Raw genomic sequence first — 7,252 nt, 5'->3', positions numbered from 1 at the left:
TTCAACCGAATATTTTATGGATATGTACCGACCAGCAGCGTTGGGATACGCTATCCTGCCTCGGAACTCCCGGCGCATAGACGCCCCACATTGATAACCTTGCCGCCGCCGGAGTGCTGTTTGAACGCGCCTATGTGCAAAGCCCAATCTGCACCCCCAGCCGTGCCTCGTTCCTGACCGGAATGTACCCGATTGCGCATCAGGTACAGCGCAACGGCAACCGCCGCTTTCCCGAGCACCTGCATCTGTTACCTCGTTCATTTCAGCAAGCGGGATATCGCACCGGGCTGATTGGTAAGCTGCATCTTTCCGCCAGCCAGCACGGCGTGGAACATCGCCCCGACGATGGTTACGATGAGTTTTACTGGAGCCAGCATCCGCACCCGGACTGGCCGGAAGGTCACGATTATCAGACGTGGCTGGAAGAGAAAGGCGTCGATCCGCATGCGCTTTATGCCCACTGGCACGACCCGCAGTTCAAACCGCTCAGGGCGCAGCTTATCCAGCAGCATTTCTCCGCCATGATGAAGGTGAGCGGCGCATGGCCGGAGCGAATCAGCGATTTTTAATAGCGGATGGGTTTTCGTTTAGCGACGAGGCCGTGTCGGCCGCATAGCATCATCATCGATATTTTATCGTCTTTTCCCCACCTGACCGAGTCCCTGTTAACAGCAGGGATATCGGTTAATTTGTGATAATTATCACAGAAAATTGATCCCGAATCGGTCCCCCAAACTGTGACTCCTTTCGATCCCATTCACCTGGGATGTCTCTAATATAAACTCAAGGTTGTACATGATTGTCTATAGACAACTCTGAACGTTCAGGTGCGCGCCATGAAAACATTGAGTAAGAGTTCGCAGATCCCTCTTTACCAGCAGGTGGTGGAGTGGATACGGGAAAGTATTTACAGCGGTGAGTTGGTGGAAGACGATCGTATCCCGTCGGAATTCCAGATTATGGACATGCTGGAAGTTAGTCGCGGTACGGTAAAGAAGGCGGTTAACCAGTTGGTCCGGGAAGGGGTGCTGGTACAGGTACAGGGGAAGGGGACGTTCGTCAAAAAAGAGAACATTGCCTATCCCCTCGGTGAAGGGCTGCTCTCCTTTGCGGAAGCGCTGGAAAGCCAGAAGATCCACTTCACCACCAGCGTGATTACCTCGCGCATTGAACCGGCGAATCGCTATGTGGCGGAAAAGCTCAATATTCGCCCCGGCCAGGACATTTTATTTCTTGAACGTCTGCGCTGTATTGGCGATGAGAAGGTGATGCTGATCGAGAACCGTATCAATATTGATCTCTGTCCGGGCATTACCGAGGTGGATTTTACCCGTGAAAATTTATTTCCATCGATTGAGCGGTTATTCAACAATAAAATTCGTTATTCGGAAAGCCGCTACGCCGCGCGACTTATTGGTAACGATCGCGGACAATATCTGGATATCAGTGAAGATGCCCCGGTATTACACCTTGAGCAGTTAGTCTTTTTCTCCCGGGGGGTGCCGGTGGAATTTGGTAACGTCTGGTTAAAAGGTAATAAATATTATCTCGGCACGATATTACAACGTCGGGATGCTAACTAAGAAACGAGGATATTATGCAGGATATTCGGTTTCGCCGCCATTATGTTCAACATTTACAGGGAGGATTAACAACCGACGATATTATTCGCCTGCTGGCTCAGCCATTAATTGATGATGGCAACGTGGTGACCGATTTTGCCAGCCATGTGATTGCCCGTGAAGCGACATTTCCCACCGGGCTTGCGGTGCAGCCGGTCGGGGTGGCTATCCCGCATACCGATCACAAACACGTGCTGCACAACGCCATCAGCCTCGGCGTGCTTCCGGAGGCAGTGATGTTTGAGGATATGGGCGGCGAGCCAGAGCCGGTGCCAGTTCGCGTGGTGTTTATGCTGGCGCTCGGCGAGAGTAACAAGCAACTGAATGTGCTGGGCTGGGTTATTGAACTGATCCAGGACGGTACGTATATGCAGCAGCTTCTTGTCATGACTGATGAGGAGATCTACCAATCTGTTTTTGCCAAATTAGCAGAACGAGGTGAATGATGACCCAGATGATTTTATTTGTTTGCTCGACGGGTATTGCCACATCAACAGCCGTGACGGAAAAGGTCATGGAGTATTGTAAAGAGCAGGGGTTAAACGTTAATTACGCCCAAACCAATGTTGCCTCTTTACCCAATAATACGGACGGCGCCACGCTGGTGGTTTCTACCACCAAAGTACCGTATGAACTGGATATTCCCGTGGTAAATGGCCTGCCGATTATTACCGGCGTCGGTGAGGAGAAAGTACTTGAAAAAATAGTCTCTATTCTTAAAAACCAACAATAATTAATTCGACTATGGTAATCCAGGCGCTCACGCGAGGTCTGGTTATGCCTGAGAGGTCTGACATGAACAATATAGCACATACCCTGTATACCGTTGTGCAATATATACTGGGCTTTGGTCCCACCGTATTATTGCCACTAGTGCTGTTTATTCTCGCACTCTGCTTTAAAGTGAAACCGGCGAAAGCATTGCGTTCTTCCTTAACCGTCGGGATTGGCTTTGTCGGTATTTATGCCATTTTCGATATTCTGACCAGTAATGTAGGGCCGGCGGCACAGGCGATGGTCGAGCGTACCGGTATCAACCTGCCTGTTGTTGACCTCGGCTGGCCGCCGCTGTCGGCAATCACCTGGGGTTCGCCGATTGCACCGTTCGTTATTCCACTCACTATCCTGATTAACGTCGCCATGCTGGCCCTGAATAAGACCCGCACAGTGGACGTGGATATGTGGAACTACTGGCACTTTGCGCTGGCCGGTACCCTGGTTTACTACAGCACTGGCAGTTTTGTGCTGGGTCTTCTGGCGGCAGCGGTGGTGGCGATTGTGGTACTAAAACTGGCGGACTGGTCTGCGCCACTGGTGAATAAGTACTTTGGCCTTGAAGGGATCTCATTGCCCACGCTTTCTTCGGTGGTCTTCTTCCCGGTTGGTCTGCTGTTTGACAAAGTACTCGACAAAATCCCGGGAATTAACCGTATTCATATCGACCCGGAGAGCGTGCAGAAAAAGCTCGGTATCTTCGGTGAGCCGATGATGGTCGGGACAATTCTTGGCGTGCTGCTGGGGGTGATTGCCGGATATGACTTCAAACATATCCTGCTGCTTGGGATCAGCATCGGCGGTGTGATGTTTATTCTGCCGCGTATGGTGCGCATTCTGATGGAAGGGCTGTTGCCGCTGTCGGAAGCCATCAAAAAATATCTGAATGCCAAATATCCGGGGCGTGACGATCTCTATATCGGGTTGGATATCGCGGTGGCCGTGGGTAACCCGGCGATTATCTCTACCGCGCTGCTGTTAACGCCTGTCTCGGTCTTTATCGCCTTTATGCTACCGGGTAATAAGGTGCTGCCGCTCGGCGATCTGGCGAATCTGGCGGTGATGGCCTCCATGATTGTGCTGGCCTGTCGCGGCAATATTTTCCGCTCTGTGATCACCGCGATCCCGGTTATCGTCGCGGATCTGTGGATTGCGACCAAAATCGCCCCCTTTATTACCGGTATGGCGAAGAACGTTAATTTCAAATTCGCCGAAGGGTCGAGCGGACAGGTATCGAGCTTCCTGGATGGCGGTAACCCGTTCCGCTACTGGTTACTGGAAATCTTTAACGGCAACGTCATTGCGATTGGCCTTGTCCCGGTTATCGCCCTGGTCCTGTACGGTGTTTTCCGACTGACTAAGGAAACGGTTTATGCCTGATTACAGCGTTGCGATCGTTATTGACATCGGCACGACCAACTGCAAAGTCAGCTGTTATTCCTGCCAGGATGCGTCAGTTCAGGATGTGCGGAAGTTTCCGACGCCAAAGCAGGTTTCCGGGCAGGGGGATGTCGATTTCGATATCAGGCAACTGTGGGAAACACTCCAGCAGGTGATGGCGGAGCTGGTGGCGGCACCAACACTGCCCGTCACCCGAATCAGCATCGCCAGCTTTGGGGAGTCCGGGGTGTTTATCGATAGCAACGATACCATCCTGACACCCATGCTTGCCTGGTACGATCGGCGCGGTGAGGCTTACCTCAGTACCCTGGACGCTGCAGAAAAAGAGGCGCTGTATGCCCTGACGGGGCTGCCGCCGCACAGCAATTACTCCGCCTTTAAGATGCGCTGGTTGCTGGACAATTATGGGCTGCACGCTCGCAAGGATCTGTGCTGGCTGCATGCGCCCGAAGTGCTGTTGTGGCTGCTGACCGGAAAAAAACGTACCGACATTACGCTTGCCAGTCGCACGATGTGCCTGGATGTCACCACCCGGCAATGGTCGCGCAAGGCGACGGAGATCTTGCACGTACCTTTTGATGCCCTGGCACCGCTGCTTAAACCGGGAGAGATTGCCGGCTGGGTGACGCCAGAACTGTGTCAGGCGCTGGGGATGACGGCGGAAGTGAGCGTGACGCTTGCCGGGCACGATCATATGGTGGGGGCGAGGGCGCTACAGATGCAGCCGGGGGATGTGCTCAACTCCACGGGGACGACCGAGGGCATCTTACTGCTCACGCCGGAACCGACGCTCAATGCCCAGGCGATGCAGGATAAGCTCGCCAACGGACGTTACTCGGCGCAGGGGCTATGTACGCTGTTTGCCTCGCTGCCAATTGGCGGTTACGCCCTGGAGTGGCTGCGTCGCACGTTTCGGCTGACGGAAGATGATATCGATGCGGCGCTGGCGCGCGTCTGGCGGCATTATCAGCGCCCGGACTGGGAGCCTGAATCGGTCCCGGTGTTTATTCCTCATCTGCGCGGTTCAGGTTCGCCGAATAAGGATCGCACGACGCGCGGTTTGTTGTACGGGCTGGGCGATACGCTGGATACCGACATGCTGGTGGAAAGCGTCTTTATGGGGCTGGCGATGGAGTTCGCCAACTGTTACGCCTGCTTTAACGTGCCGCCAGGGCACAGGCTGAAAGTGATTGGCCCGGCGGTGAATAATCCGTTTTGGCTGCAGCTCAAGGCGGATGTGCTGCAATGTCCGGTCGATGCCGTGGCCTTTGATGAAGCCGTGTCGGTCGGGGCGCTATTAATGGCCTGTCCGGAATTACCCCCGCCTGTTATGGCACTTGCCGGACGTTATTTCCCCGACCCGCAACGGATAATCAAATTACAGGAATATCAGAAACGCTGGATGGAATTTTATCACTTTAAATTAGCGCAGGAGGGTATCAGCTCGCGCGAATAATTATTGCTATGCAGTAACACTATCTCTTATTACTTATCAGGATTTAAGGAGTTCACATGCCTTTAGTAAATGGTAGGATTTTGCTCGACCGAATTCGGGAAAAACGGGTACTGGCAGGGGCGTTTAATACCACCAATCTGGAAACGACAATCTCGATTCTGAATGCGATTGAACGTTCCGGTCTGCCGAATTTTATTCAGATTGCCCCCACCAATGCGCAGCTGTCGGGCTATGACTATATCTTCGAAATAGTGAAGCGCCATGCCAGCAAAATGGATGTGCCGGTGAGCCTGCATTTGGATCATGGCAAGACGCTGGATGACGTGAAACAGGCGGTGCGCGCGGGGTTTACCTCGGTAATGATCGACGGCGCGGCCTTGCCCTTTGAGGAGAACATTGCTTTTACCCGCGAGGCGGTCGATTTCTGTAAATCATTTGGTGTTCCGGTTGAGGCCGAGCTGGGGGCGATCCTCGGTAAAGAGGACGTTCACGTCAGTGAAGCCGATTGCAAAACCGAACCGGAGAAGGTGAAACGCTTTGTCGAGGAGACCGGCTGCGACATGCTGGCTATTTCGATAGGCAATGTTCACGGGCTGGAAGATATTCCGCGTATTGATATTCCGCTACTGAAACGGATTGCGGAAATATCACCGGTGCCGCTGGTGATTCACGGTGGTTCGGGTATTGATGCGGATATTCTGCGCAGTTTTGTGAATTACCGTGTGGCGAAGGTGAATATTGCCAGCGACTTGCGTAAAGCCTTTATTACTGCCGTGGGTCAGGCATGGGTGAAAAATAATAACGAGGCCAATCTGGCGCGGGTGATGGCAAATGCCAAGCAGGCGGTAGAAGAGGATGTCTACGCTAAGATCCTGATGATGAATAGCGAGCATCCGTCCTGTCGCCGTGCGTCGTAAACCTGGAGGGAAACCAATGATTAAACAGACGGTACGGGTCGTGAACAGCACCGGGTTACATGCCCGGCCTGCCGCGACGCTGGCGAAAATCTTTAAAAAATACCAGTCATCGCTGGTGCTGGTGAATAACGGCAAAGAGGTACCCATTAAAGGGATGATGAGTATCCTGGGGGCGGGAGTGAAAGGGAATTCGGTCATTGATTTGATTTGCGAAGGGCAGGATGAGCAGGCGTTTATGCACGAACTGACCAGCGCCTTTTCCGACGGGTTCGGCGAAACCTCCTGAGCGACGGGTTTGTCACCGGACATCGCTCCGGTGACAAACCTTTACGGATGGCGGTGCCATTCAGCCAATTAGCGGAATATGCGGCGCGGCATCGGCAGGTAAATGGCCGGTCAGACGCGGGTCGGCCTGCACTTCAACCTGAAAGGCGTAGGGAACAAAGCCGGAACGGAGATAAAAACCGAGCGCCGACGGATGATCAAAGGTGCAGGTGTGCACCCAAAAACGTTCGATCGGTTTTGCCCAGGCGCGTTCAGTAGCGCGGCTCATGATGGCGCGGCCAAGTCCTTTACCGGTGGTGCCCTCGACCAGTCCCAGAAATACCAGTTCACACTGTCCGGGTTCGCTAAAATCCAGCTCGAGCATACCGATATCCTCCGCGCCATCGCGAATCACCCAGGCTTCAACGTTCGGGTCGTTCAGGATGCCGTTCAGTTTGTCATCGGCCATATAGAGACGCGAAAACCACAACCATCTGGCGCCAATCTTGCGAAACAGCGCGCGGTAGGCGACTAGATCCACATCAACAAGCGGTTCCAGTGTGATGCAATCGGGCAGGGGTAAGGTTTCCTGCTGCGGTTTTGCCCGCATTTCCAGGCAGGTGACGACCGATGCCACATGTCCAGGTGGAACATCAGAATAACCTAATGCGATGGTTGTGTTTGCAGTGCTCATTTATTTTCCTTAATTGCAGGTGCGTGCTCGCAGTTATTTAAAGACAGACCGCGAATTCAGATAATAAGTGCAACGCTCGGACATGATTGTGGAGAGTGTAGGAGGAAGGGTTAACTACCGATAA

General features: G+C 53.1%; 9 protein-coding genes. 8 read left to right on the top strand and 1 reads right to left on the bottom strand.

All coding sequences use genetic code 11. The features are described 5' to 3' along the window. Nucleotides 1–89 precede the first annotated feature (89 nt). The 8 genes from ACSZPU_RS21545 to ACSZPU_RS21510 all read left to right on the top strand — a co-directional run bounded on the left by ACSZPU_RS21545 (nucleotide 90) and on the right by ACSZPU_RS21510 (nucleotide 6,456). Nucleotides 90–569 (top strand): sulfatase-like hydrolase/transferase, encoded by a 480-nt coding sequence (locus tag ACSZPU_RS21545; protein WP_499002984.1) that lies wholly within the window; start codon nucleotides 90–92, stop codon nucleotides 567–569. Between the two features lie 267 nt (nucleotides 570–836). Continuing rightward, nucleotides 837–1,583: a GntR family transcriptional regulator gene (locus tag ACSZPU_RS21540; protein ID WP_499002980.1), complete on the top strand. Its 747-nt coding sequence runs from the start codon at nucleotides 837–839 to the stop codon at nucleotides 1,581–1,583. 14 nt (nucleotides 1,584–1,597) lie between these two features. After that, nucleotides 1,598–2,068, top strand: a complete 471-nt coding sequence (locus ACSZPU_RS21535; RefSeq protein WP_499002978.1) for a PTS sugar transporter subunit IIA — start codon at nucleotides 1,598–1,600, stop codon at nucleotides 2,066–2,068. Next, the gene (locus ACSZPU_RS21530) at nucleotides 2,068–2,355 is read left to right on the top strand and encodes a PTS sugar transporter subunit IIB (protein ID WP_499002982.1); all 288 of its coding nucleotides are present in this window, start codon (nucleotides 2,068–2,070) and stop codon (nucleotides 2,353–2,355) included. Before ACSZPU_RS21535 ends, ACSZPU_RS21530 begins: the two co-directional genes overlap by 1 nt. Before the next feature lie 62 nt (nucleotides 2,356–2,417). After that, nucleotides 2,418–3,776: a PTS galactitol transporter subunit IIC gene (locus ACSZPU_RS21525; protein ID WP_499002976.1), complete on the top strand. Its 1,359-nt coding sequence runs from the start codon at nucleotides 2,418–2,420 to the stop codon at nucleotides 3,774–3,776. Beyond that, complete coding sequence (locus ACSZPU_RS21520; protein WP_499002974.1) at nucleotides 3,769–5,253, top strand: FGGY-family carbohydrate kinase; 1,485 nt, start codon at nucleotides 3,769–3,771, stop codon at nucleotides 5,251–5,253. Before ACSZPU_RS21525 ends, ACSZPU_RS21520 begins: the two co-directional genes overlap by 8 nt. A gap of 56 nt (nucleotides 5,254–5,309) precedes the next feature. Next, nucleotides 5,310–6,170 (top strand): class II aldolase, encoded by an 861-nt coding sequence (locus ACSZPU_RS21515; protein ID WP_499002972.1) that lies wholly within the window; start codon nucleotides 5,310–5,312, stop codon nucleotides 6,168–6,170. Between the two features lie 16 nt (nucleotides 6,171–6,186). Further along, nucleotides 6,187–6,456 carry an HPr family phosphocarrier protein gene (locus ACSZPU_RS21510; protein WP_499002971.1) on the top strand — a complete coding sequence of 90 codons (270 nt, stop codon included), beginning with the start codon at nucleotides 6,187–6,189 and terminating at the stop codon, nucleotides 6,454–6,456. 60 nt (nucleotides 6,457–6,516) lie between these two features. On the opposite strand, the gene ACSZPU_RS21505 is transcribed toward ACSZPU_RS21510, so the two are convergent. After that, a complete protein-coding gene (locus ACSZPU_RS21505) occupies nucleotides 6,517–7,128 on the bottom strand; it encodes a GNAT family N-acetyltransferase (protein ID WP_499002969.1) in 612 nt (203 codons plus the stop codon). Between the last annotated feature and the right edge of the window lie 124 nt (nucleotides 7,129–7,252).

Origin of the sequence: Phytobacter sp. V69 (assembly GCF_965644215.1) — a bacterium.
Classification (GTDB): Bacteria; Pseudomonadota; Gammaproteobacteria; order Enterobacterales; family Enterobacteriaceae; genus Phytobacter.
The sequence above is the reverse complement of the archived record's forward strand: the minus strand, read 5'-3'. Positions and strand labels throughout refer to the sequence as shown.